The sequence below is a fragment of the Kiloniella sp. EL199 genome, from assembly GCF_900313065.1.
GTDB lineage: Bacteria > Pseudomonadota > Alphaproteobacteria > Kiloniellales > Kiloniellaceae > Kiloniella.
This window is the reverse complement of the sequence record NZ_OMPU01000013.1, coordinates 416,376-439,627: the sequence shown is the minus strand read 5'-3', so window position 1 is coordinate 439,627 and position 23,252 is coordinate 416,376. Positions and strand designations below refer to the sequence as shown.

Genomic DNA, 23,252 nt, shown 5'->3' with positions numbered 1-23,252 from the left:
ATCAATCTCTCCACCCTCGTTCGAACATCTATATATTAAACGATCTTTTCTATTGGCTTTTCCGGGCTTTCATCAGCCTTATGTCTGGCGTCATAGACCATCAATCCGATCACCATTAAAATTGCTGGAATACCCATGCCTGCGGCATAGAGGAAAAAAGTTGTATAGTCTGTGTGATCGATGATTACGCCGGAAAATCCTGAAATAAACTTCCCGGGCAACGTCATAAAAGAACTAAACAATGCATATTGTGTCGCCGTATAACTTTTATTAACGAGGCTGGACAAGTAAGCAATAAACACGGCACTGGCAACGCCATTAGCAAAATTATCGGCTGTGATTGTTAATGTAAGGAAATCAAGGGAATAACCAACCTGCGCAAGAATGGCAAAAAGAATATTTGTTAAGCAAACTAATATTGCTCCCAAAAGCAAAACCGGTAAAAGCCCAATCCGCATAAGCAGCATACCACCGACATAACCGCCAACGATTGTCATGATCAGACCAAAAACTTTGGATATACTGGCGATTTCAGACTTGGAGAACCCGAGATCAATATAAAGAGGGTTCGCCATATTCCCCATGATAATATCACTGATCTTATAGGCACCAATAAACGCCAAAATGAATCCACCAATCCAGCCATTCCGCTTGAAGAAATCCACAAATGGATTTAGCACCATTGTTTGTGCTTGATCGAGATAACGATTTGATTTGGCGAAAGATTCAATTTCGTCAGGTGTTTCTTGTCTATCTGGCTCCTTGATAACAAAGACCGTGATAATCCCAACCCCCATCAAAAGAGCCATGACCTGATAACTTAATATCCAGGAATAAAAATCCGCCAAATACAAAGACCCAGCCCCGGCGACAAGCATGGCAATGCGATATCCCATAACATAGTTAGCAGACATAGCACCTTGATATTCTGTATCCATTGCTTCGATGCGATAAGCATCAAGCCCGATATCCTGTGTTGCCGAAGAAAAAGCAACAACAACAGAAAAAGCCGCCATCTGTGCAAGATTTGCAGTCGGATCCGTGAAAGCCATACCAATCAAGCCGACAATGATGCCTAATTGCCCCAAAAGCATCCATGAACGACGTTTTCCTAATCGCCATAAAAAAGGAATATCAATATGATCTACCAATGGTGCCCAAAGAACTTTGATTGAAAAAGCCAGACCAACCCAAGCAAAAAATCCGATCTCGGTACGGGAAACACCTACGTCTCTAAGCCATGTATTAAGCGTGGAGAAAATCAATAGCAAAGGCAGGCCAGCAGAAAAGCCAAGAAATAACATGCCAATGACACGTGGCTGGCGATAGACCATCAGAGATTCTAACCAGTTATGGTCACTTTTTCCCTTACGAGTACCGTCGGTCATATACCTGCTTTCCCTGTGTCAATTGCCTCAAAGGCCTTTATTACTTTTATAGTTAATTGTCAGCTTTTGGATCATAAGCCACGGGACAAAAATTGTCTGCGGGTTATTTTAAATCACTCACAATTTTCTCTACTCAAAGCACATTGTTATCTCTAGACTTTTCATCCAATCGTCAATTCAATCAAATGACGAACTCATCAACCACCGTCAAACACCTCTGCAACAGGATGCGCCTTACATGACAAACAACACCACTCCTTCTATTCAAAAATTTGCCGCCCCTGCAGGGGGTATTCTTAGCGCTGAAATGAAGCAATTTTTTGATGATAATGGTGTTCTGGTTCTAGAAGATTTTGTGTCCAAAGCTGCTTGCGAAAAGCTCATGACACAAGCGGGAATCATTGTGGATGCTTTCGATCCCGACGAATTTCGGGCTGTCTTTTCGACAACCAATAAAAGTCACGAGGGCAATGAGTACTTCGAAAAATCAGGGGATAAAATCCGTTGTTTCTTTGAAGAAGGGGCCTTTGATGCCGATGGCAACCTGAAGCAGGACAAAGCCCTTTCCATCAACAAGATCGGGCATGCCCAACACGATCTTGATCCCGTATTTTCAGCCTTTTCCCGCAATCCGGATCTGGCACAGGTCGCGAAAGATTTGGGCATGGTGCAACCTTTGTTGAGCCAGTCCATGTATATTTTCAAACAACCCCGTATCGGCGGCGAGGTTATCTGTCATCAGGATTCAACCTTTCTCTATACCGAACCCCATTCCTGCATCGGCATGTGGTTTGCCATGGAAGATGCCACCCTTGAGAACGGCTGCATGTGGGGCCTGCCGGGACACCATAAATCCCCCTTGAAAAAGCGCCACTATCGCAATGCAGAGGGAAAGCTTGTTACAGAAAAGCTCAACGACACTGCATGGCCCGAAGAAGACCGCGTTCCACTGGAAGTCAAACAGGGATCATTGATCGTGCTCCACGGACAGTTGCCACACCTGAGCGGCGCAAATACGTCGGATAAGTCCAGACAGGCCTATACACTCCACCTGATAGACGGGGCCTGTAACTATCCCGATACAAACTGGCTGAGCAGAAGCCCGGATATGCCCTTCAGAGGTTTTGAAATTGACGGGTGACATCTGTTCTTTGTGTTAAGCCACAGCTTCCTGTTGTCTCTTCCATAGAGATAACGCTATGATCCCGTGAGGTTTTTGTATAATCAACCAGTTTTGCGTGTTTTTTATACTGGTTTAGGGGGGTGTTGTGGACGAAGTACTACTGGTTCTTCTGGGAATTCTCATTCTTTTTGGTGGTCCGATACTGGCCTTTATTGCCCTGTATAAAATCGGCGGGCTACGCAGTGAAATCTTTGCCCTCAAACTCAAGCTACAAAACCTTGAGAAGCAGGCTGTGTCAGCCACAGCACCAGACACAACAATAGAAAAACCAGTGACACCGTCACAAGAAAAAGCGCTTGATACTGACAAAAACATCCAGAGCGAGCCCGTACCAACAGACGAACTGAGTTCATCTCCAAAACCATCTGAGACAGTCACCTCTGAGCCAAAAGCTGATGCTCAAGAACCATTAAACGAAAGACAGGGCGAACAGCAAGCTGAACAAGAAGACCAGCAACCCGTCGCGGCCCGGTCCATTGCCGAAGCCATGGAAAGCTATTCCAGTGAGAAAAGTCCCTGGAAATCTTTTGAAGAGGCTTTCACCCGTCAATGGCTGGTTTGGCTTGGCAGCCTGACCGTCATTATCGGGGGTGTCTTTCTGATCAAATATTCCATTGAGAACGATCTGCTTTCCCCCGGCTTCAGAATTACATGTGGCGTTCTCTTTGGTTTGGCCTTGATGGCTGGTGGAGAATGGTTGCGCAGACGTCCCATTGAACAGGCGATCGCCGCGCTTAAACCCAATCATGTCCCTCCTGCTCTGACCGCAGCGGGTCTTGCCATCACCTATGGCAGCATCTATGCCGCCTATGGCCTTTACGATTTGGTGCCCCCCCTCATTGCCTTTATCCTCTTGACCATCGTCGCAATTGCCGGATTGGGGCTTTCCCTGCTTCAGGGGCCATTGATTGCCGCCATGGGCATGGCAGGTGCCTTTGTCATTCCAATGCTCGTCAGCACAGGTAATTCATCTGCCTGGGCTCTTTTCAGTTATCTGAGCTTTATTACCGCATCTGCACTGGCTGTTGTGCGCTATCAAAGCTGGTGGTGGCTTGGCTGGATGTCTCTCACAGGTTCTGTTCTCTGGCAACTTATCTGGATGGCCAACGTGTGGGAAAGTGGCGATGTCTATCCACTTGCCCTGCATCAAATCCTGATAATCGGTCTCTTTATCGCACCACGGTATGAAAACTTCCTGACCTCTGTAGAGAACCTGAAACATCCTTTTGATTTTGTCGGCAAGCTCTCACCGGAAAAGATCCTTGGACTTTCCACCATTACATCCGTACTGGCCTTACAAATTGTCCTCTTGTCCATGGATAACTTCTCCACCGCTTCACTTATCTTCTTCTTTATCATTGCTGGCGGGCTTGGCTATAGCGCCTTCAAGCTAAAACACTGTGAAGCCCTTCTTACAGCCATTTCACTGGTCGCGCTTTATGTTGTCGCGCGCTATCCCTTCCCAGGTTCAATCGAACTGCCAGAAACCTTCTACGTTTCCGGGCAAGAAGCAGGAACGCTTATTAATCCCATCATTCCACCAGAGCTTAATTTCTACCTGTTGCTCTCTGGTTTTATTGCCATTATTGCGGCGGCCATCGGCTTTAAAGGCCTAAGCAAAACCAGAACGCCTGTATACTTGGCAACGCTGTCAGTAACAGTTCCTCTGTTGGCCTTCCTGTTTGTTTATCTCAGGGTATCTGCGCTTGGTGCTGATCTCGCATGGAGCTTACTCGCATTGGTTCTCTCTGGCCTCAGCTTTATGGCCGCCAAACAGGTCCTTCCCAAAAGATCAGAAGCGGGCATGGAACCCGTATTGGGCGTCTATGCCCTTGCGGTTCTCGCAGCTTTGGGTATCGCCTTTGCCATCGCCTTTGAAAAAAGCGGCCTGACCATTGCCCTTGCACTGCTGCTGCCCTCTGCCGGATGGATTGCGTCTCAAGTCCGTATCCCCTTTATCAGGCCAAGTATTCTTTTCATTGCCGTGATCGTTGTCATACGTCTTGTCGCCTTGAATCATTTCGATCCCATTGTGCCAAGGGAAGAGGTCGAGGCTCTCTGGCTTCTCTATAGCTTTGGTATTCCGGCTCTCGCTTTTGCAGGGGCAGCCTATTATTTCAAACGGGAAAAAGATGATCAGCTCGTCACCATTCTTGAATCCGGGGCGCTTGCTATCGGGGTGGCACTGGTCAACCTTGAGATACGATATCTGGTCAATGACAATAACCTTTATGCGCAATACTACATGCCCCTTGAACAAAGCCTGCAATCGCTGTCTTGGTTGATCACCGGTGCATTCCTGTATTACCGCAACCGACTTGTGCCACGCATTGTCAGCGACTGGGGCTCCAAGATCCTGTTATCTATGGCCGGGTTCCAGATCTTGCTGTTTCAATCCCTCGTCTTCAATCCGGTCTTTACCAACGAGTTCGTCGGGGACTTGCCGCTATTCAACCAATTGTCCCTCGCCTATCTCATCCCCGGTTTGATCTCTATCATTATCTATCGCGAAGCCCGTAATCAGGGGCATAAGAAATTCATGCCATGGATTGGTGGTATTGCTGTCTGGCTTGTCTTCCTTGACCTGACCCTTGAAGTCCGTCGCGCATTCCATCCCCTTGCCATGGCATCCGGTGACATCCTCAACGCCGAGGGCTACAGCTATTCCGCTGCATGGCTTGTTTTCGCCGGCGTCCTTCTCGCTGTCGGGATTATCCGGGATATTTCCAAGATACGCCATCTCTCGCTCGGATTGGTACTTCTGGTGACCACCAAGGTCTTCCTCTGGGATATGTCCGCGCTCAGCGGCCTCTACCGCGTGGCCTCCTTTATCGGCCTTGGCCTCTGCCTAATCGGCATCGGCTTCCTCTATCAACGCTTTGTCTACCCGATTGGATCTGCGCCGAGTGAGAAATCCGGGGAAGAAGACACTGTACCCAAACCGGAAAGTTAAAGCGGAGAAACAAACGTAGAAATCACCTTCGTTTTGTAAGACCAAACGCCACAAAAAAAGGGGCTGCTAAAAAGCAGCCCCTTAATCAATTTCTATCGAAGATAGCTTAGCCGATGGCTTCTTTGTTACGAGCGTGGCGCTTACGCTCGTGGCCGATCAGGTACTGTTTGCGCAGACGGATTGATTTTGGTGTAACTTCCACCAACTCATCATCCTGAATGTATGCAAGGGACTGTTCCAATGAACGAATACGTGGTGGTGTCAGTTTGATCGCATCATCTTTACCGGAAGCACGCACGTTGGTCAGCTGTTTAGCTTTCAACGGGTTCACTTCCAGATCATTCGTACGGCTGTGTTCACCGATGATCATGCCTTCGTAAAGCGCATCACCCGGGTTCACAAAGATCTCTCCACGCTCTTCAAGGTTCCAAAGAGCGTAAGCAACGGCAGCACCAATACCATTTGAAATCAGAACGCCCTGACGACGCCCCTGAATCGCACCACGATAAGGACCAAAGCTGTGGAACAGGCGGTTCATGATACCGGTACCACGCGTATCAGTCAGGAACTCGCCATGATAACCAATCAAGCCACGTGAAGGCGCCAGAAAGGTCACACGGGTTTTACCTGCACCGGATGGACGCATATCAGTTAGCTCGGCTTTACGCTCTGCCATTTTCTCAACAACAACGCCAGAGTATTCTTCATCAACATCAACGACAACTTCTTCCATTGGCTCAACCAAGGTATCGGTTTCGTCTTTGTGCATCAGAACGCGCGGACGAGAAATTGAAAGCTCAAAGCCTTCGCGACGCATGTTCTCGATCAAAACACCCAACTGAAGCTCGCCACGACCAGCAACTTCAAAAGAATCTTTTGAATCACTTTCTTTGATACGGATTGCAACGTTACCTTCAGCTTCGCGGTTCAAACGATCGCGGATCATACGGCTGGTAACCTTGTCGCCTTCGCGGCCTGCAAGCGGAGAATCGTTCACAGAGAAGGTCATCGCAAGAGTTGGCGGGTCAATCGGTTGTGCAGCAATGCCTTCTTCAACAGATGTGTCACAGATCGTATCCGCAACAGTTGCATCAGGTATACCGGCAATCGCCACGATGTCACCCGCACGGGCTTCATCAACAGGCACACGCTTCAGGCCTTGGAAAGCCAACAGTTTGGACAGGCGACAGTTGTTGATAGTTTTGCCATCAGCTGTGATCACTTTCACTGGCATGTTGACCTTGGCAACACCAGAGTGAATACGACCAGTCAGAATACGACCAAGGAAGTTATCAGCTTCAAGCGTTGTCGCCAGCATAGAGAAAGGCGCATCAACTTCTTCAGTTGGTGCTGGTAGCGTATCTACCATCATCTTGAAGAGTGATTCCATGTTCTCGTGCGGCTCGCTCAGATCTTCAACGGCCCAACCCTGTTTTGCCGAAGCAAAGAGCACAGGGAAATCAAGCTGATCTTCGGTCGCGTCAAGATTGACAAAAAGATCAAAAACCTGATCCACAACCCAGTCAGGACGCGCATCAGCTTTATCAGCCTTGTTGACAACAACGATTGGCTTCAAACCACAGCCCAGTGCTTTGGATGTCACGAATTTTGTTTGTGGCATCGGGCCTTCGGCAGCATCAACCAACAGTACAACACCGTCAACCATAGACAGGATACGCTCAACTTCACCACCGAAATCGGCGTGACCAGGTGTATCAACAATATTGATCCGGGTATCGTTCCAGGTAACAGATGTACATTTGGCAAGAATCGTGATGCCACGTTCTTTTTCCAGATCGTTGCTGTCCATCGCACGCTCTGAAAGCTGCTGATGCGAACTGAAGGTACCGGACTGTTTTAATAGCTCGTCCACCAAAGTGGTTTTGCCGTGGTCAACGTGTGCGATAATTGCCACGTTGCGAAGCGCTGTAGTCATTGCCTTATACTCTCATGTATCAAGAGGGGCTTCTGCGCCCCGCATTATCTTCGGTCATTAAATACGCCCGGATCATCCACAGCGTTATCAATGTGCTCTTGTATTTCTGTTCTACGTAACCTCTAAGGTCTGTAGCGCAGTCGTGTGACAGAGCGATGACCTACTTAAGTTTTTCCTCTACCAATTCCGCCAGTGATGTTTCCGGGCGGGCACCAAAGTGGGAAATTACCTCGGCGGCGGCGATTGAACCTATCCGGCCACTGTCATAAAGATTGTAGCCGTTCGTATATCCGTAAAGAAATCCTGCTGCATATAGGTCGCCTGCACCCGTTGTGTCAACTACCTGTTCAACTGGAACAGCATCAACAACGTGAACTTCATCACCGGAACAGATAACAGAACCCTTTTCGCTACGGGTAATTGCCGCGACAGAACAACAGCCTCGGACCTCTTGCAGAACAGCATCAAAGTTATCAACTTCGAAAAGTGCCATGGCCTCTTCTTCGTTTGCAAAAAGAATATCCACGTAGTTATTCACCAGATTCAAGAAAGATTCGCGGTGACGATCAACACAAAAAGAATCTGAAAGAGTCAACGACACTTTACGCCCGGCAGCGTGCGCTGTTTTAGACGCGTGGATAAAAGCTTTCTTCGCTTCTTCCGGATCCCAAAGATACCCTTCCATATAGGTTACCTTGGCAGACTTGATCATTTCTTCGTCAATATCAGCAACTGTTAGGTTAACACAGGCACCGAGATAAGTATTCATTGAACGCTCGGCATCCGGCGTCACAAAGATCAGACAACGGGCTGTTGATGGTCCATCAGTTGCTGCTTCGGTATTGAATTCAACACCTTCAGCGCGAATGTCATGACGGAAAACCTGACCGAACTGATCATCTCGAACCTTACCGAAATAACCACCCTTGCCACCAAGTGATGCAATACCGGCCATAGTATTACCCGCTGATCCGCCAGAGCGTTCAATCGCAGGGCCCATAACATCATAAAGCGCATTGGCACGATCCTGATCAATCAGGTTCATCGCCCCTTTGATAATACCTTGCTCTTCAAGCAGTGCATCATCAGCAGTGGCAACAATATCAACGATGGCATTACCAATGCCGACAACATCAAGCTTGGCGTTTTCGCTCATAAGAATTCCGTGTTATAGGCCCGCAGAGTTTCCTCTGTGGTCGGTTACAGTCATGTTACAATTTGCGCGGAGTATAGCCAGTTCAATTTTCTGGGCAAGCACAAAGCCACAGGGCACCTATGCGTTGCTCACAAAGCTCGTGCTCTATCCAGGGGAAGTTACACAGATTCGGCTTAAGTGATTGAAAAACCGCTCGACTATCTTGCCCCTTGCCCGTTCAAAAAATAAAAGCCAAAGTCGGACTGGATTACAAAGCTTCATACTTCAAACAACTTTACCCGTTATCTCCCCCAACGAAGGGCATAAAACGCTGCGTAAAGTCGCCTGAAAATACCAAAAAATACACTGTATTATGAATAACAGTGTATTAAATAAAAGAAAGACACCTTGTGAGCACACAGGAAAATCAAGCACCCGTTCTGGATACCACGCGACAGGGAATTGTCCTGGCCATTATCGCCATGGCAGCTTTTTCATCAGGTGACGCCGTGGTCAAACACGTTGCACAAACCTATCCCCTGCCACAACTGCTGTGGGTGCGTTATATTATTCTGTCTGTCTTTGTCATCAGCATGGCGCTTTATAAAGCTGGTCCAGCAGGATTAAAAAAGGTTGCACAAGCGAACAACCTGCCTCTGCAGATATTCAGGTCCGTCTTTTTGCTGGGCGAAGCTTTCCTCTTTACCCTCAGTTTCAAGTTGCTGCCCATTGCCGACGTTCATGCAATCGTAGCTGTGGCCCCTATTGTTGTTACGGCTTTGTCTGCGCTATGGCTAAAGGAACAAGTCGGTATTCGCCGTTGGTCCGCCGTGCTTGTTGGTTTCGCAGGCGTAATGATTATTCTACGCCCCGGTTTCGAAGGCTTTAACGAACTGTTTCTTCTGCCTCTTCTTGCTGCATCGGCCTTTGCTGTCTATCAGATCTTGCTACGTATCAGTAGTCGTTATGACGATGGAGAAACGTCACAGTTTTATACAGGGGTCGTCCCCCTAATCTGCGTCACTTTCATGATCCCGTTTTTCTGGGTAACGCCAGATCTATATGGCTGGCTGGCACTTATCGCCGGAGGCATCTTTATCAGCCTCGGTCATTTCTTTCTGATTTTTGCGTTTCAATACGCAACCCCGTCTGCGATACAGCCTTTCAACTACACGCTGCTGGTCTGGGCAACACTCTTTGGCTGGCTTTTCTATGATGAGCTCCCTGATCAATGGACCATTGTCGGTGCTTTGGCCGTGGTCTCTAGCGGGCTATATACCCTCTATCGTGAGCGTAAACGAAACTAAATTGCTAATAAAAAAAGGGAGCTTAAGCTCCCTTTCAATATCTGGCCCGATTTATCAGCCTATTTCAATCCAAGAACATCCCGCATATCGTAAAATCCGTTTTCCCTGCCCTGTAACCAGTTGGCAGCTTTAACAGCACCACGGGCAAAGACTTCGCGGTTACTGGCCCGATGCCCTAACTCTATCCGTTCACCATCAGCGGCAAAGATTACACTATGGTCACCCACAACATCACCACCACGTAGTGTTGCAAAACCGATATCGCCGCGTTTTCTGGCGCCAATGATGCCATCGCGTACCTTGTCTGCAACCTTATCCAGATCAACACCTCGCCCGGAGGCTGCCGCTTCACCAAGTGCCAACGCAGTACCCGAAGGCGAATCAACTTTGTGACGATGATGCATTTCCACAACTTCTATGTCGTAGTCTTCGTCCAAAGAAGCCGCAACCTGTTCCACAATAGACATCAGAAGATTGACGCCCAAACTCATATTACGAGCAAAAACGATTGAGGTTGTTGTCGTCGCAGCTTCCAGTTCGGCAACTTGTTCGTGGGTCATTCCCGTGGTCCCAACAACCAGCGAGCATCCGGTTTTTGCTGCCAGTTTTGCGTGATTAAGCGTTGCTTCTGGTACAGAGAAATCAATGACGACATCACAGTCCTCAAACAAGGCAAGGGGATTGTCCCCAACACTTACGCCAATCGTACCGATACCCGCCAACTCACCAAGATCCTTGCCAAGGTTCGGGCTGCCCGGAAGTTCGGCGCCACCATACACTTCACAGTTATCCGTCCGACCAATAACGTCCGTCAGCATGCGCCCCATTCGGCCTGCACAACCAACAATTCCAATTTTGTTACTCATCTTATTTTCCCGTCAAAGACCAGCGTTTATCTATAGTATAGTTGTTTCAAAAAAGAGATAGCAATTAAGCCTGATCAGTCCAAGCGAACTCTCATCCTTTTCCGAAACAGGACCCGTCGTTCTTCGTGATTGGTTATAAGTGATTAATGATCATTTTTCAGAAAAAGCAACCCGAAGCGCAATCCCCACCATCGACATAGAGGCAAATAACCGAAAGGTTTGAGCAGCCCTTCCAACACCGGAAACGAGTAATTTCATACGCTCTGAGAAAAGAACAACAAGGCTGATAATTAAACCTGCGTTCAAAATATGGATAAGTCCATACAGCATGATTTGCCCCTTAAAACTCCCCAATTCAGGGCGCACGAACTGCGGCAAAAAGGAAATCATGAAAATAATCACTTTGGGGTTGGTAATATTAATTAACGCCGACTGTAGTACCACTTTGAACGCCGACGTTCTTTTACGCACGGTTTTGGCTTCAACCTCAAGATCCGCTTTTCCTGTTAGTATTTTCCACGCCAGGAAACACAAATATCCTGCACCAATCCAGCGAAGGATTTCATAGGCCACTGCCGATTGTTGAATGAGAAGCGACAACCCTATCAAAGCCGCAAGCAGGTGCACCAACAATCCCAAACCATTGCCAACAGGTATCCAAAGTGACTTTTGCCAACCATCGGATATATTGATCGTCAAAGTATAAAGCCACGTTGGTCCCGGTGTTGCGGCGAGTAAGGTACTCGCAAGCCAATAAGCCAAAAAATATTCAAGCGAAGGAAGCACCATGAGCCAAACCCAGCGAGGTAAAACTAGAGTAATGAAATACCTCAAAAGTGGAGCATTTTTCGTTCAAAAAATCAAACGATAAGCCACAAAAAAGCAACGGTGCTAGTCATCGCCCATCTTAAGAGCAGCAAGGAAGGCCGTCTGTGGGATTTCAACATTCCCGACCTGACGCATTCGTTTCTTACCCGCTTTCTGTTTTTCCAGAAGCTTGCGTTTACGTGACACATCACCGCCGTAACACTTGGCAGTCACATCTTTACGCATGGCTGAAATCGTCTCACGGGCAACGATCTTGCCGCCAATTGCTGCCTGAATGGCAATTTTGAACAACTGGCGCGGGATCAAGCCTTTCAGCCGTTCACAAAGGATACGTCCGCGTGGTTCCGCCTGCGAGCGGTGCACGATAATCGACAGAGAATCTACAGGTTCTGAATTCACCAGAATGGAAACCTTCACCAGTTCGTTCTCTTCATAGCCCTCAATAGAATAATCAAAGCTGGCATAACCACGGGAAATGGATTTCAAGCGATCATAAAAATCAAACACCACCTCGTTCAGCGGCAGCTTGTAAACGATCATGGCGCGACTGCCCACATAGGTCAGTTCCTGTTGAATACCGCGACGATCTTCGCAGAGCTTCAACACCTGTCCCAGATAGTCATCAGGCACCAGAATGTTCGCTTTGATCCATGGCTCTTCAATGCGATCAATCTTGACCACATCCGGGAAGTCAGCCGGGTTGTGCAGCTCCATCAGCGACCCGTCGGTCATGTGGATTTTGTATACCACACTCGGCGCCGTCGTGATCAGATCAAGGTTGAATTCGCGCTCCAGACGTTCCTGAATAATCTCAAGGTGTAGAAGCCCCAGGAAGCCACAGCGGAAACCAAAGCCAAGCGCGGCAGAGGATTCAGGCTCGAAATGGAATGATGCATCGTTCAACGCCAGCTTGCCAAGGCTGTCGCGCAGCATCTCGTAATCGTTGGCATCAATCGGGAAGAGGCCACAGAAGACCACAGGCACAGACGGCTTAAAGCCAGCCAATGGTTCTTGGGCCAGATTCTTTTCATCTGTGATAGTATCCCCAACCTTGGTATCTGTAATCTGTTTGATACCCGCGGTGATGTAACCGATTTCACCCGCATGAAGCTCTTTCAGCTTGGTCAACTTGGGTGAAAAGGCACCAACAGCATCCACAAGATGCGTGGTTCCTGTTCCCATCATACGGACTTTCATACCCGGTTTGATCACGCCATCAACCACGCGCACCAGTGTGATCACACCGAGATAACTGTCGTACCAGCTATCAACCAGCAAGGCTTTCAGCTTCTCTTCCGGATTACCCGTTGGTGCTGGTAGCTTTTCAACAATAGCATCCAGAACTTCTTCGATACCTTCGCCAGTTTTTCCGGAAACGGTCAGCGCATCAGTTGCGTCAATGCCGATCACTTCTTCAATCTGTTCACGAACCCGGTCGGGCTCTGCCGCGGGCAGATCGATTTTATTCAATACAGGCACGATTTCATGATCGTTATCAATGGCCAGATACACATTCGCCAGCGTCTGAGCCTCAACACCCTGTGACGCATCAACCAGCAACAAAGATCCTTCACAGGCCGCTAGTGATCTGCTGACCTCATAGGTGAAGTCAACGTGTCCGGGGGTATCAATCAGATTGAGCTGATAGATCTCGCCATCTTTGGCCTTGTAATTCAGACGCACAGTCTGGGCCTTGATGGTAATACCACGCTCGCGCTCAAGCTCCATGTTATCCAGAACCTGGTCCTGCATTTCACGATCACTCAGCGCGCCACAATGCTGAATCAGACGATCCGCCAGGGTCGATTTCCCGTGGTCGATGTGCGCAACAATTGAAAAGTTTCGAATATGTTTCAAGTCAGCCATTACTTCATGCCTATCAATAATCGTGCGGAAGATAAGCCCTAAAGCCGGAATGCGCAATCTCTCTCTGCATCATAGCCGAGTTGCAGTCATAAAATAATGGATCCGCAAGATCTTCCCTATAAAATACAGTGCGAAATCTCTGCGCACATAAGCCAAAAAGCCTTGCCGACTGCTCTCCCCCTTCCTCTTAAATCCCCTGTAAACTTTTCCACGCTAATATTGAAACAGTTATGTTTTTCTTGAGGGAATCTTGCCCGTGACCACAAACACCATCGGTTATGTCACATCTATTAGCGGCGACAGCCTGTCGGCTTCGGTTGCGCCAAACGTTGATCTACCAACAATCGGCGAAATGATCAGAATCCAATCGGAAACGGCTATCGCCTTTGGCTTGATCAGTGACATGGAAATTCCCAAGCCCTCTCACCCACCAAGCCCAGATGACGTCAAGGTTATGTCCATTGATTTACTGGGAGAGAAACTGATCAATCCGGGCAAAGGCGAGCTTCCCGGCTTTCAGCGTGGCGTTTCCCGCTTTCCCGTGTTGGGAGCAGAGGTCGAACCCGTCCAAACCGACGAGTTGGCAGAAATCTACGCTCGCCCTGACAAGCCCTGTTTTACTGTTGGCGCACTGTCTCAGGAACAGAAATTACCCGCCTACATCATGACCGATGCTCTGCTTGGCAAACACTTTGCTATCCTTGGCACAACAGGTAGCGGAAAATCCTGCTCTCTGACGGTAATCCTGAAATCCATCCTCGACAGCCACCCTTGCGGACATATCATTCTTATTGATCCCCACAACGAATATTCTGCGGCCTTCAAGGACAAGGCAGAATCTCTCAGCCCCGAATCATTACGCCTTCCCTATTGGCTATTGAATTTTGAAGAGTCGGTCGAGATTTTCTGTAGCAAAGAGCCTGCCGCACGCAATATTGAAGCGGGTATCCTTAAAGATGCGATTCTGACAGCGAAACTGAACTGGGGAGATCAGGGAACGGATGCCAATACACTGACCGTTGATACGCCTGTTCCTTACAAACTATCAGACCTTGTCCACCGCATTGACGAAATGATGGGGCAGTTGGGTAAACCGGAACAACTCGCACCATTTCAGCGCCTGAAAAACCGTCTGGAAAACCTGCGCGGGGATCGCCGCTACGCCTTTATGTTCGGAAACGTCGCCCTGCGCGATAACATGAGCTATATCCTGTCCCAGCTTATGCGTATTCCCAATGATGGCAAACCCGTTTCCATCTTCGATCTATCTGGTGTACCGTCCGAAGTTGTTGATGTCATGGTGTCTCTACTGTGCCGGACTATGTTTGATCTGGCGGTCTGGGGACACAGGCATGACCCTATTCCCATTCTTGTAGTGTGCGAAGAGGCACACCGCTATGTGCCCTATGATAAAAATTCCGGTTTTGCCCCGACACGCAAAGCTCTTGAGCAAATTGCCAAGGAAGGCCGTAAATATGGTGTTTCACTCGGGCTAATCACCCAGAGACCTTCAGAGCTTTCCGAGACGATCCTGTCCCAATGTAATACAATGTTTTCTCTGCGAATGAGCAACGAGCGTGACCAGATGTTTGTGCAACGCACCTTGCCACAATCATCATCCAGCCTTTTAAAATCTTTGCCCTCCCTTAGAAATCAGGAAGCAATCGTGGTAGGAGAAGGCGTGAATTTCCCAACACGGATCAGGTTCCACGAACTCTCGGCAACAGAACTTCCCGAGAGTAACACCGCAAGCTTTGCCAACAACTGGGCAGAAGACCGCTTTGATGCCAACCACATTAACTATGCTCTCAAACGCTGGCGAACCCAATCTCGCGAGAGCTAGACATCATTACTCTCCAATCATCCTTGACGAAGGCTGAAATTCAGACTGTTATCTCATCTCCTGGATAACCCTATTCGACCCTTTTGAGTTAACAGTCGCATAACAAGAGATATTCTGTGTCCAACAGCAACACCCATCTGATTAATTTTCTACAATCATCAAAACAGATAATGGATTGTCTGAAGATTATCAGGGGTCTTGATCTGCCAGATTGCTGGATTGCGGCGGGATTAATACGTAATTCCTATTGGGATCATCTGCATAAAGTCAAACGTCCACCACTTAAAAGTGACATTGATGTCATCTATTTTGATCCGAAAGACACTCGACAAAAAACAGAACAGGTTTACGAAGAGAAACTGAAATCAGAAGCACCAGAAGTGGAGGCGATTTTTGGAAAATGGTCCGTCAAAAATCAAGCCCGAATGCATCAGGTAAACAGAGATCGTCCCTATCAGAGCTGTTATGACGCCCTGCAACATTGGCCAGAAACGGTGACGGCAATCGCGGCTCGGCTAACGGTTGCAAACGATATTGAGCTTCTACATCCTTTTGGACTAGAGGATCTTTATCAGAAGAAGGTTCGACCCTGCCCTTATTTCAAAGAACATAAGCTGTTTGAGTTCAAAATTCGGCAAGACAAAAAACGGTGGCAAGATCGCTGGTCAGATTTAAAAACCGAGTTTTAGACTATAACTTAATTTACCTTCATCATCCGCCGAAAAGCACCATCATAGATGCCCGCGAGATCATCAAATATTTTTGTAACCTGCTGCATTTCTCCAGCACCGGGAACCTTAACATCAGCAACACCCGAAATTTGATCAACTTGCCCCTGCAGAGAATCAATATGATCAGCCAACTCCTGTGGAACCTGATAACTTACCGCAGAAACGCCCTGCAAACTTTCAAGGTGAGAGAAAACCACAGCTAATTGCCGTTCTTCATTTTCGGTCATGATTTTTTGAGGGTCAGCAAGCATACGGTCTGCCTCTTCCTCCAAACGTTGAACAAGGTTGTGATGCATGGGATCAACTGCCGTAGGCGAGAAGCCAAGTACATCGCTCATTCTTTGGCGCAAAGCGGCAATTTGTTCCTTCTCGTCCGTGCTCAACTTTTTATTCGGCTGTTCACCAAATATTTCGCTAAGCTGCCTTTCCAAATCCCGGATACGACTTTGTTCTGCGGGCAAAAGATCTTCGAAGCGAACATCACCAACCTGACGAACAGAGCCTTCCATGCGTGCCAAAAGTTCTTTTGCTTCGTCAGACAAGGTAATTTCATAGGCTGCGGAGCTAGTATTTTCTTCTTTTTTAGCCTTACTACCTGATGTTAGGCGCTCGTCACTCGGTACCGGGGCAACAGCATTTGGCAACCCGTGCCCGACGCCGGTACTCAGAGAAACAACATCCAGATTTACGCTCACGTTTTCCCACCTCATAAAACTCTTTGTCTTTATGAAGCAAATATCAGGCCACTAAATTTAGTGTTATTTTTCAATGAGAAAGAAGATAGATAATCATATACTTAGAAGTTTTTTCCCTAATATTTTACCCAGAGGAAAAAAGTACAGCCCTATATAATTCAGCTATATTTTTTCAATATATTCAATGTTTTCCCCTCTTGTTTCGGATCACACAAAGTAACCCATAACAACAGCCCACCGCGTTGAAATTGACTTTCTATTGATTTAGCATGTTTGAGACCAGTCCATTTCGGCAAAAAAAGCCCGACAAAATTTCATCGGGCTTTTCTTCTTGATGGATTTTACAAGACTTATCTTCGGAGAGTACCGCCTGTTGCTTTCATGGCCTGAGCAATAACTTTCTGGGAAACTGCTTCGATCTCTTCATCCGTCAAGGTTTTGTCCCGCGGTTGCAAAGTCACTGTAATGGCCAGTGACTTTTGCCCATCTTCAACACCTTTGCCTTTGTAGATGTCAAAAAGAACAACGTCTGTAATCAGGCTCTTATCCGCACCCTTAACAGCACGGACAAGTTTCCCAGCCTCGACACTGTCATCAACCAGAAAAGCAAAATCACGATCAACAGACTGGAACGGCGAAAGTTCCAAAGCAGGCTTGATCTTGCCTGACTCGCCTTTTTTGACTTTTGGCTGAGGGATATTATCCAGAAAAACTTCAAATGCAACAACAGGACCTTTGATATCCATAGCTTCCAAAACGCGAGGATGCAATTCACCGAACGCAGCCAAAACGTTCTTAGGACCGAGTCCCAAAACGCCTGAACGACCAGGGTGGAAATAGGGCGGTGCTGAGGTGAAGACCTGAAGATTCTCAACAGGTGCCCCTGCAGCAGAGAGCGCAGCCAAAGCATCACCCTTAGCATCAAAAACATCAACGACACGGCTTGCACTTTCCCAGTGACGTTCAGCAATGTTGCCAGAACGAAGACCCGTCGCCATTTGCTGTTGGCCTTTTGCCGTATCATCCTTGTACTGAGGGCCTACTTCAAAGAGAGCGTTATCAGCATAACCTCTGTCCGTGTTGCGCGCAGCTGCGGCAACAAGGGTCGGTAAAATAGACGGGCGCATCGTATCCAAATCGGTAGAGATCGGATTGGCAACGCGCAAACTATCGGGAACACTTCCAAACAGGTCAGCCTGTGCTGCAGAGACGAAGGAGAAAGTCACGGCTTCGTCCAAACCACGCCAGCAAAGAGCCGTACGCGCATTAGACACGCGACGCTGAACCAATGTCAGTACGCCCTGTGGAAGATAACTTGCAGGTGCCATCTGTATCTCGGGGATATTCTCGTAACCATAGATACGAAGAATCTCTTCAACCAAACAGGCTTCGAGCTCAACATCCGGACGCCAGCTAGGTACAACAGCTGAAATCAGATCACCTTTTTCAGAGACTTCAAAGCCCAGGATGGAAAGGATCTCAATCTGCTTTTCTTTGGATACCGCTACACCGCAGAGGTCTTCGATCCGGCTTGGACGAAGATCAATCGTACGTTTCTCGATTGGGATTGCCCCCGCAGAGGTTATGTTACTGACTTCACCACCGCAAAGATCCAGCACCATCTGTGTGGCAACATCCACGCCCCAGTCAGCAGACTGGCTGTCCACGGTACGCTCAAAACGATAACGCGCGTCGGATAGAATGCCAGATTTACGGCCAGTCATGGCAACTGAAATTGGATCAAAAAGAGCAACCTCAAGGAACATGTTGGTTGTATCGTCGCTACAGCCGGTCTCAAGTCCCCCCATAACGCCACCAAGGCCTTGAGCACCGTTGTCATCACCGATCACAACCATGGTATCTGAGAGTTTGTAAGTCTCTTCATCCAGAGCCAGGAATTCTTCACCTTCCTTGGCATAGCGCATGGTCAGATTGCCAGATATTTTATCGGCATCAAACACGTGTAATGGACGACCAAGATCGAAGGACACGTAATTTGTAATATCAACAAGGGTTGAAATTGGACGAAGGCCAATGGCAAGCAGACGCTCCTGAAGCCACTTAGGGCTTGGGCCGTTTTTCAGGTTTCGGAAGTAACGTCCGGCTACATAAGGCACATCATCGGCTACTGCTGCATCCGCTTTCCAGTTGATAGAGCTATCGAAAGAGCCTTCGATCTTCTCAACTTTCAGTGGCTTGAGTGTTCCCATGCCTGCAGCGGCAAGATCACGAGCAACACCTCGAACACCAAGGCAATCACCACGGTTAGGCGTAATGGCAATTTCAATGATCGGGTCATCAAGGCCAAGAACTTCAGCAATCAGCACACCAACTTCAGTGCCTTCGGGCAAATCAATGATACCATCGTGCTCATCAGAGAGGCCCATTTCGCGCTCAGACACCAACATTCCGTTTGAATCTTCGCCGCGGAGATTACCTGCCTTTAGAGTAAGATCGATGCCAGGAACATAGGAGCCAACAGGGGCAAATACCCCGATCATGCCAGTACGCGCATTTGGCGCACCACAGACAACCTGGCTGATGCCTTCATCAGATTGAACTTGGCAGACACGCAGACGATCGGCGTTTGGGTGCTGAACCGCTTCAATCACCTTTGCTGTTTTAAAGGCTTTTAGCTCGTCAGCTTTATTTTCAACGCCTTCGACTTCGAGGCCAATGAGAGAAAGTTTTTCGACAATGGCTTCCAGAGAAGCATCTGTATCGAGGTGATCTTTCAACCAGTTAAGTGTGAATTTCATTATCTCAAACCTCCTTACAGACCACGGACCATGCTAGGCATTTCCATTGGCAGGAAGCCATAGTGTTTCATCCAGCGCAGATCTGAATCATAAAAGGTTCTCAAATCCGGAATTCCATATTTGAGCATGGCAATACGCTCAATCCCCATACCAAAAGCAAAACCCTGATACTTCGTTGAATCGATGCCGCAGTTCTCAAGAACTTTTGGGTGCACCATACCGCTGCCCAGAATCTCGAGCCAATCGTCTCCACCGCCAATCTTGAGCTGACCGCCAGAACGGGAACACCCGATATCAACCTCAGCTGAAGGCTCAGTGAAGGGGAAGTAACTTGGACGGAAACGCAGGGGAAGATCCTGCACACCGAAGAAGGCACGACAGAATTCGATCAGCACGCCTTTGAGGTGCCCCATGTTGGTTTTCTCGTCGATCACCAAACCCTCGACTTGATGGAACATTGGCGAGTGTGTCGCATCGTGATCCGCCCGGAAAGTACGTCCCGGTGCAATGATCCGGATTGGCAGAGTCGTGTTCTGCATGGAACGAATTTGTACTGGTGATGTATGCGTGCGAAGAACCGGACGGCTACCATCTTCCTTCTCAGGCATATAAAAAGTGTCAAACTCCTGACGCGCGGGATGCTCAGGCGGAATGTTCAATGCCGTAAAATTATGGAAATCGTCTTCGATATGCTGCCCTTCGGCAACGGAGAAACCCATTTCACCAAAGATGGCAACCAACTCTTCCAGAGTTTGGCTAATTGGATGCAGTTTACCGATTGTAGAAGGGCGTCCAGGAAGAGACACATCAACCTTTTCTTCTGCCAAACGAGCTTCCAAAGCTGCTTCGTGCAGGGTTGTTTTGCGAACTTCGATGGCTTCTGCCACTGCCTGTTTAATAAGGTTAAAAGCCTGGCCTGCTTCTTTACGCTCTTCCGGCGCAAGACTTCCAAGCGTTTTCATATGCTGGGTAATTTCACCTTTTTTACCCAGGGCCTGAACGCGCACTGTATCCAGTGCTTCAAGATCTGAGGCTTCTTCTACTCTTTGCAGTAGGGCACTGCGAAGTTCTTCCAGATTATCCATTTTACTTCCCGCTCATGGGGTTGCCCCCACTCAGTCGTTTTCTATTCCAGCTTCATAGCCAGCATTGCAACGGCACCACCGATGACACTTTGTGGTTTGCCATCCAATAATACCTTATCCAGGCTCACCTTATTGGAAGCCCGGTCATAACGATAAAGGAGTGTTAGTTCGTGTTTTGCGTTATCCAGGTTTTTCTGGATATTGGCACTAACCAACACCAATTGATCAGATTGTTTATCATCCCATGGCCCTGCGAGCCAAGTGACTTTCCCATGACGACCAGCTAACTCCCCCACCAGATCAGCATTGCTTTGGCCACTGAAGACCTGTTCCCGCACAGCATCAATATCATCAGCGTATTCAGCATTGGTCGCGCCGTCGGCATCAAAACAACCAGAAAGCAATAAAATACAAAGAGAAACAGGGAGGAAGATCTTCAAGGAAGAGATCACGTTACAGTATCCTGTCATCGGCGAGATAGAGTTAATAAGCAGTCCAGCAAAGCTGGGAGATCATGTCAAAGCTCAAGTAATCCTGAAACTTTGAATAAACATAGGCCCTTAATGACAAACAGGCAGCATCCGGAACCGGATGCTGCCCTGTCATAAAGCCTAATCGTGGGTGCGTTAAGCCAGAGCTGCTTTTGCCTTTTCAACAACAGCAGCAAACGCAGCAGGCTCACGAACAGCCAGATCAGCAAGAACCTTACGGTCCAGACCGATTTCAGCTTTTTTAACACCGTTCATGAACTGAGAATAAGTAACACCGTGCATGCGGGCACCAGCGTTGATACGCTGAATCCACAAGCCGCGGAATGTACGTTTCTTAACACGACGATCGCGATATGCGTACTGCCAGCCTTTTTCAAGGCGCTGTACCGCTACGCGGAAGACGTTTTTGCCACGGCTACGGAAGCCTTTAGCAAGTTTAACAACTTTTTTGTGGCGTGCGCGCGCAGTCACGCCCCGTTTAACACGAGCCATTTGCTACTTCCTTCACCTTAACCGTTAACGAGGAAATTACGTTTGATGATGCGGGCATCCGCTTCACAAAGCGTCGTCGTACCGCGTGCGTTACGAATCATTGTTTGTGAGCGCTTGCGCATACCGTGACGTTTACCTGCCTGAGCAGCAACGACTTTACCGGTTCCGGTCAGGCGGAAGCGTTTCTTCGCGCCAGATTTCGTTTTAAGTTTGGGCATTTTCTTTCCTTGTAAATAAAGTTCTTTTTCAGAGTGACTAGGCATACCCTTTGGCACATGCCACCCGACAATGGCGGGGTTTATAGTACCCTTTAACCGCCTTGGCAAGCTCTAACATAGGCAAAATATGGAGTCTTCATTACAAAGACCGCTGATCGCTTTTCTCACATCTTTTTACCATTAGCGCTAGATTATAAGAGAGATAGGTACATTTTTGAGGATAAAACATATAAGATAAAACATATAAAATGTACCCTGGGAAATTGAATATTCAGTCTAACTCTATACTTCTTGCATTACACTCTTATCCTTTGCCACACTTTTGCCAGAGCCTGTTGCTCGACCATAATGAAGAGAGCCAAGTCATGAAGCTTCTAAACACAAAAACATCCGTCTTGATTTTCGCATCAACGGTCATGATCACGACACAACTAGCCTCGGCACAAGACGCTTCCGCCCCTGCACCTAGCGTGATTGTCACAACAGTACAGGAACAGAATATCACCCCTGAGCTCACATTTATTGGGCGCGTAGAAGCAGTGAATACAGTTGACCTGCGAGCACGCGTTGAGGGCTTTGTTGAAGAACGCCTTTTTAAAGAAGGCACCAATATAAAGAAGGGCGACTTGCTCTACGTCCTGGAAAAAGCGCCTTATCAAATCGCAGTAGAACAAGCCAAGGCAGATTTGGCCGGCGCAAACGCGACACTGAAAAACGCACGTTCTGATCTAAAACGGAAAAAAGATCTTCGCAAAAAGAAAGTCGTCTCCGAAGCATCACTGGATACTTCAGAAGCAAGTGAATCTTCTGCGCTAGCATCCGTAATGCAGGCAAAGGCAGCTCTCCGCCGGGCAGAACTCGATTTAAGCTACACGGAAATTCATAGCCCCCTCGACGGACAGATTAGCCGTTCCCGTTATAGTGTTGGTAACTTGGTCAATTCCAGTAGCGAACCACTTGCCACAATCACAAGCCTTGATCCAATCTATGTCACAGTTCCAGTCAGCGATAAATTAATTCTGCAAGAACGACGCAAAGGCCTGTCAAGTGAAGCGCCCGTCATTCCCTCACTTGTTCTCTCGGACGGAGAGCCTTACGAAAGTGAAGGGCGGTTCGATTTTATCAATACCGAAGTGAATCAAAATACAAACTCGATCATTACCCGAGCCATATTCCCAAACCCCAAACACATTCTGGTACCTGGCCAATTCGTCAATGTAATTGTCCGCAATAAAGAAACGCGCAGTGAGCTGGTAATTCCTCAGGCCTCTGTGCAAAAGGATCAGCAAGGATATTTCACTTTGGTGGTAAATCGCACCAACAAAGTTGAAATCCGGCGTGTCCAAGTTGGTGAACAGGTTGATACCAACTGGGTCATAAAAGACGGCCTTCTAAAAGGAGAACGCATTATTTTGCAAGGCATCCAAAAGGTAAAACCTGATATGGTTGTCAATCCGGTTGAAGAAGGAGCCTGAT

Annotated in this window: 18 protein-coding genes; 6 read left to right on the top strand and 12 right to left on the bottom strand. The window is 47.9% G+C overall.

All coding sequences use genetic code 11. The features are described 5' to 3' along the window. Positions 1-35: 35 nt before the first annotated feature. Positions 36-1,388 (bottom strand): AmpG family muropeptide MFS transporter, encoded by a 1,353-nt coding sequence (locus D9A03_RS16920; protein ID WP_216825517.1) that lies wholly within the window; start codon positions 1,386-1,388, stop codon positions 36-38. Between the two features lie 238 nt (positions 1,389-1,626). On the opposite strand from D9A03_RS16920, the gene D9A03_RS16915 reads away from it, so the two are divergent. Further along, positions 1,627-2,529, top strand: a complete 903-nt coding sequence (locus D9A03_RS16915) for a phytanoyl-CoA dioxygenase family protein (RefSeq protein ID WP_120498377.1) — start codon at positions 1,627-1,629, stop codon at positions 2,527-2,529. Positions 2,530-2,656: 127 nt separating this feature from the next. Next, a complete protein-coding gene (locus D9A03_RS16910; protein WP_120498376.1) occupies positions 2,657-5,524 on the top strand; it encodes a DUF2339 domain-containing protein in 2,868 nt (955 codons plus the stop codon). Between the two features lie 106 nt (positions 5,525-5,630). Here D9A03_RS16910 and typA read toward each other — a convergent pair whose 3' ends face one another. Continuing rightward, a complete protein-coding gene (typA, locus tag D9A03_RS16905; RefSeq protein ID WP_120498375.1) occupies positions 5,631-7,460 on the bottom strand; it encodes a translational GTPase TypA in 1,830 nt (609 codons plus the stop codon). A 160-nt stretch (positions 7,461-7,620) separates the two neighbouring features. Beyond that, complete coding sequence (locus D9A03_RS16900) at positions 7,621-8,616, bottom strand: adenosine kinase (RefSeq protein WP_120498374.1); 996 nt, start codon at positions 8,614-8,616, stop codon at positions 7,621-7,623. A gap of 389 nt (positions 8,617-9,005) precedes the next feature. Between D9A03_RS16900 and D9A03_RS16895 the strand changes: the two genes are divergently transcribed. Beyond that, positions 9,006-9,902, top strand: a complete 897-nt coding sequence (locus tag D9A03_RS16895) for a DMT family transporter (RefSeq protein ID WP_254055078.1) — start codon at positions 9,006-9,008, stop codon at positions 9,900-9,902. Between the two features lie 59 nt (positions 9,903-9,961). Here D9A03_RS16895 and dapB read toward each other — a convergent pair whose 3' ends face one another. From dapB to lepA, 3 genes are all read right to left on the bottom strand, one after another. Further along, positions 9,962-10,768, bottom strand: coding sequence for a 4-hydroxy-tetrahydrodipicolinate reductase (dapB, locus tag D9A03_RS16890; RefSeq protein ID WP_120498373.1), 807 nt, complete (start codon positions 10,766-10,768; stop codon positions 9,962-9,964). A 150-nt stretch (positions 10,769-10,918) separates the two neighbouring features. Further along, the gene (locus tag D9A03_RS16885; RefSeq protein WP_120498372.1) at positions 10,919-11,557 is read right to left on the bottom strand and encodes a LysE family translocator; all 639 of its coding nucleotides are present in this window, start codon (positions 11,555-11,557) and stop codon (positions 10,919-10,921) included. A 102-nt stretch (positions 11,558-11,659) separates the two neighbouring features. After that, positions 11,660-13,462 (bottom strand): translation elongation factor 4, encoded by a 1,803-nt coding sequence (gene lepA / locus D9A03_RS16880; RefSeq protein ID WP_120498371.1) that lies wholly within the window; start codon positions 13,460-13,462, stop codon positions 11,660-11,662. Positions 13,463-13,718: 256 nt separating this feature from the next. Here lepA and D9A03_RS16875 point away from each other — a divergent pair, with 256 nt between their 5' ends. Together D9A03_RS16875 and D9A03_RS16870 are read left to right on the top strand one after the other, a co-directional pair. Next, entirely contained in the window at positions 13,719-15,305 is a 1,587-nt protein-coding gene (locus D9A03_RS16875) for an ATP-binding protein (protein WP_120498370.1), read from the top strand. A 116-nt stretch (positions 15,306-15,421) separates the two neighbouring features. Next, positions 15,422-15,994 carry a nucleotidyltransferase family protein gene (locus D9A03_RS16870; RefSeq protein WP_120498369.1) on the top strand — a complete coding sequence of 191 codons (573 nt, stop codon included), beginning with the start codon at positions 15,422-15,424 and terminating at the stop codon, positions 15,992-15,994. A gap of 8 nt (positions 15,995-16,002) precedes the next feature. Here the strand turns inward: D9A03_RS16870 and D9A03_RS16865 are convergent, their stop codons facing one another. From D9A03_RS16865 to rpmI, 6 genes are all read right to left on the bottom strand, one after another. After that, on the bottom strand, positions 16,003-16,731 hold the full coding sequence (locus D9A03_RS16865; RefSeq protein WP_162938216.1) for a hypothetical protein: 729 nt from the start codon (positions 16,729-16,731) through the stop codon (positions 16,003-16,005). A gap of 350 nt (positions 16,732-17,081) precedes the next feature. Further along, positions 17,082-19,490, bottom strand: a complete 2,409-nt coding sequence (gene pheT, locus D9A03_RS16860) for a phenylalanine--tRNA ligase subunit beta (RefSeq protein ID WP_120498367.1) — start codon at positions 19,488-19,490, stop codon at positions 17,082-17,084. 14 nt (positions 19,491-19,504) lie between these two features. Next, positions 19,505-20,575 (bottom strand): phenylalanine--tRNA ligase subunit alpha, encoded by a 1,071-nt coding sequence (gene pheS / locus D9A03_RS16855; protein WP_120498366.1) that lies wholly within the window; start codon positions 20,573-20,575, stop codon positions 19,505-19,507. A 41-nt stretch (positions 20,576-20,616) separates the two neighbouring features. Next, positions 20,617-21,027, bottom strand: coding sequence for a hypothetical protein (locus D9A03_RS16850; protein WP_120498365.1), 411 nt, complete (start codon positions 21,025-21,027; stop codon positions 20,617-20,619). A gap of 174 nt (positions 21,028-21,201) precedes the next feature. Beyond that, on the bottom strand, positions 21,202-21,558 hold the full coding sequence (gene rplT / locus D9A03_RS16845) for a 50S ribosomal protein L20 (protein WP_120498364.1): 357 nt from the start codon (positions 21,556-21,558) through the stop codon (positions 21,202-21,204). Between the two features lie 17 nt (positions 21,559-21,575). Next, a complete protein-coding gene (rpmI, locus tag D9A03_RS16840) occupies positions 21,576-21,776 on the bottom strand; it encodes a 50S ribosomal protein L35 (protein ID WP_120498363.1) in 201 nt (66 codons plus the stop codon). A gap of 365 nt (positions 21,777-22,141) precedes the next feature. Here rpmI and D9A03_RS16835 point away from each other — a divergent pair, with 365 nt between their 5' ends. Further along, positions 22,142-23,251 (top strand): efflux RND transporter periplasmic adaptor subunit, encoded by a 1,110-nt coding sequence (locus D9A03_RS16835; RefSeq protein ID WP_120498362.1) that lies wholly within the window; start codon positions 22,142-22,144, stop codon positions 23,249-23,251. The last annotated feature ends 1 nt before the right edge of the window (position 23,252 follow it).